Source organism: Actinomyces sp. Z5 (assembly GCF_003287795.1).
Classification (GTDB): Bacteria; Actinomycetota; Actinomycetes; order Actinomycetales; family Actinomycetaceae; genus Actinomyces; species Actinomyces glycerinitolerans.
In genome coordinates this window covers 1-3,410 of the sequence record NZ_QMIN01000030.1, presented here as the reverse complement: position 1 = coordinate 3,410, position 3,410 = coordinate 1, and the positions used below count along the sequence as shown (strand labels likewise).

Sequence of the window (3,410 nt, the reverse complement as noted above, 5' to 3'; positions counted from 1 at the left end):
CACCACAACAACCACCACCATCCCCGTAGCCGAAATCCAAACCCTCAACACCAGACCAACCAAACAACCATGAGGCGCCCGGGCGGAGGCGCGCGTGGGATGGCTGGCGGCAATGATGGTCCTGAGCGGTGACTGCGAGCGGAGGTGAAGACGGTGAGTTCGCGATCGAGAAGAGCTAGGCAGCCTGGCCGCAGTCCGCGGAGCCGCGCCTGGTGGTGGAGCGGTCGGACCATTGCCGCCTTGTGTCTGACCACGTCCCTGGCTGCGTGCGGTCTTATTGATGGCTCGGAGGAACCGATCCGTGCTCCGAGCACTCCGCTGGCGGATGAGATCATGTGCGGTATCTTCCCCAACCAGGAGCTCCGGGAGAGCCTCGGTTTTGACACCTACTGGTATGACTACATGACCGGTCCCACATCGGATGTGGAGACCGGCCAGTCTGGTTACAGCTACAGCTGCGATATGGACTCCGACCGTGATCCGTTCGGACTGATCGAGATCGACTACCGCATCGGAAGCCAAGTGCAGCCCAGTGCGCAACCTGCGTTGGAGTTCGATGATATTCCCGTTGAGTACTCCGATACCGCCCGGGAGGTGACTTTCGAGGGTGTGGAGGGTGAGGGTTGGGTGTGGACCGATGGTGTTGAGATCTATGTGGCCTGGCGTTACAACGACACGCAGGTGCTGTTGGCTCGGTTGACTTATTGGGGTCCGGATGAGGATCTGGATGAGCAGGTGGAGAAGTTCCATGCTGTTCTTGAGCCGGCCCTGGCCCTGATCCCCGAGCTGGCCTCCGCAACCCCCACCCACGTGATCGTCCCTTCACCCACGCCTGAAGCCGAGGACGCAGCCACCGGCACCGACGACTAACCCTTGTCACCGTACCGAACCCATAAGGAGAACCGCCTAGCATGCAACTATCAACATACCTGTCTCATCCGGGGCTGCGCCGTGCCACCGCAGGCGCTGCGGCCCTGCTGCTGGCCTGCACACCGCTGGTGGCGTGCTCGTCCGATTCCGATGACAACCCCCTGGGCATCCCCACCTATGATCCGGAGGCGATGGCCTCGGCCGAGGCCTCGGAGTCGGCTGCCGCAGCGGCGGCCTCCGCGTCTGCTGCGGCCTCGGCGGAGGCCGCCGGGGTGGTGACGGCGGAGTCGCTGTCCACCGACCGCTACGAAGTCACCTCCATCCCCGAAGACCTTGACGAGCAGCAGACCGAGATTCTGAAGGCCTTCATCAACTACGACCAGGTCACCTGGAACATCTGGTTCACCCGCACCGGCGTAGAGAACGCCGAACCCCTCATGACCGCCGAGGCATACCAGACCCTCAAAGTCAATTATGAGAATGCTGTAGACGGCCGCACCGATGGCACCGTGAGAATCTCGGTGATTTCGGTCTTCCTGACCTCACCCTATGACTCGCCGCCTAAAGCCACGGTCGAGGTCTGTGACGACCAGACAAACCTGGTGGACTACGATGTCGACGGCAATGACGTCAGCAACCCTGAGACTCTACAACAACGCTTCGGAAAAGCAGTGACCATGGTTTACGAAGATGGCACTTGGAAGGCGGCCGACGAACAAACGCTTTCCGCAAATGAATGTGTGGCGTGAATTATGGTGGCATCAACCAAATGCTTGAGGGTGATAGCGGCATTCCTTTGTCTAGTCTCCATGCATGTCTTGTCCCCCGCGGCATACGCCGCATACGGCAAAGACTCGAATGTAGGCAGCAGCTCGTCTGGTTCGGTGTCGTCGGGTGGGGATGGTTCGGTGCAGATTGCGGTGTCTGCGGAGTTCGTGTCGGCTGCGGCGGATGGTTCGGGCTCGGCCGGGGCGGTTGTGTCGTCGCAGTCGGTGACCGCGGCCGTGCATCCGGTGTGCTGGTACGAGCAGAGCGACACCGGCGCGGAGCGGGCGAAGTATATTGACTCGCCGATGGCCACCGATTACATGAGTACTACACGTGGCGACACGTGGGATGACTATAAGGCCCGCCTCCCGGACTATGAGTCGTATGCGGATGACACGGAGGGGCGCTGGTACATCCCGGTGTGCGATTCACGGTACATGGCTGACGGTGATGAACGCGATTTCGGGGAGGTCATGGCGGACTACTACGCCAACAACGGCCCGGTCTACGTGCCTGCCGGGAGTGCGGCTCCGGAGCCGGTGGTCGATGGTGCGACGTTGGCGCGGGCGGCGTGGGATGCGGTGACGATTCCTACGGCGACGATCGGCTACAACCCGATGGTCGGGGACTTGCAGGCTACGATCGTGGGTTGGGACACCTGGGTGTGGGCCACCGGTGATACGCCTAAGGAAGTACGGGTGACGGCTACGGCGGGTCCGGTGTCGGCCAGCGTCACTGCCACTGCCTCCATGCTTACTCTTCAGCCCAAGGATGGAGTCGCCAAGTGCACGGGCTTCGGGATCCCGTGGAGTGAGGACAACGATCGGATCGGCACCGACTGCGTCATCGTCTTCGATCGCTCCAGTGCGCACTTCAAGGACAATGTGACCCCGGTGGATGTGAAGGTGTCCTACGCCATCGAATATACCGCCACCGACGGGGCCACCGGCACCATGGACACTCATACCACCAGCACGACCACCACCATCCCCGTCGCCGAAATCCAAGCCCTCAACACCAGACCAACCAAACAACCATGACGTCGAGACTGCTACCAGTGGTGGGCAGCGGCTGGTCCAGGGCAGTGACGGCGAGGGAGGTAAAGACGGTGACATCACCATCAAAAGGGACTAGACAGTCTGGCAACGCCGCCAGAAGGCTAAACCGGCGGCAGTGGTGCGGTCGAGCCGTCACCGCCTTAAGCCTATCCGTGTCCTTGGCTGCGTGCGGACTCATCAATGGGTCGGATGGGCCCACGCAGCCGCCCGACACACCGCTTGCGGATGAAACTATCTGCGGTCTCTTCCCCAACCAGGACCTCCAGAACATCCTCGGTTTCAACACCTACTGGTACGACTACATCACTGGCCCCACGTCGAATGTGGAAACCGGCGAGTCCGGTTACCGCTACAGCTGCGACATAGACTCCGACAGTAGCCCCTTCGGGTTGCTTAACATCGACTACGGCATCAGGACAAACCTTAATACCGGCTACGGGCTGGTGGAGTTCGATGACATTCCCACTGAGTACCCCGACACCGCCCGGGAGGTGACTTTCGAGGGTGTGGAGGGCGAGGGCTGGGCATGGACCGACAGCGTCGACATCTATGTGGCTTGGCGTTACAACGACAACCAGGTGCTGTTGGCCAGGTTGACTTATTGGGGTCCTGAGGAGGATCTGGATGAGCAGGTGGAGAAGTTCCACACGATCCTTGAGCCGGCCCTGGCCCAGATTCCCGAGTTGGCTTCCGCAACCCCCACCCACGTCACTG

General features: G+C 61.2%; 4 protein-coding genes. All 4 read left to right on the top strand.

Features of this window, described 5'->3' with window-relative positions:
- Positions 1-240: 240 nt before the first annotated feature.
- Positions 241-870, top strand: a complete 630-nt coding sequence (locus DRB06_RS03345) for a hypothetical protein (RefSeq protein WP_146750788.1) — start codon at positions 241-243, stop codon at positions 868-870.
- A gap of 41 nt (positions 871-911) precedes the next feature.
- A complete protein-coding gene (locus DRB06_RS03340) occupies positions 912-1,619 on the top strand; it encodes a hypothetical protein (protein WP_108965536.1) in 708 nt (235 codons plus the stop codon).
- A gap of 159 nt (positions 1,620-1,778) precedes the next feature.
- Positions 1,779-2,678, top strand: coding sequence for a hypothetical protein (locus tag DRB06_RS16510; protein ID WP_258522128.1), 900 nt, complete (start codon positions 1,779-1,781; stop codon positions 2,676-2,678).
- Between the two features lie 170 nt (positions 2,679-2,848).
- Positions 2,849-3,410 (top strand): hypothetical protein (locus tag DRB06_RS03330; protein ID WP_146750787.1); only part of this gene is annotated, 562 nt, incomplete at its 3' end.

Bases quoted from the DNA above. Each gene is read 5' to 3' on its own strand.
- DRB06_RS03340 (WP_108965536.1), top strand. From the start codon at position 912: ATGCAACTATCAACATACCTGTCTCATCCGGGGCTGCGCCGTGCCACC.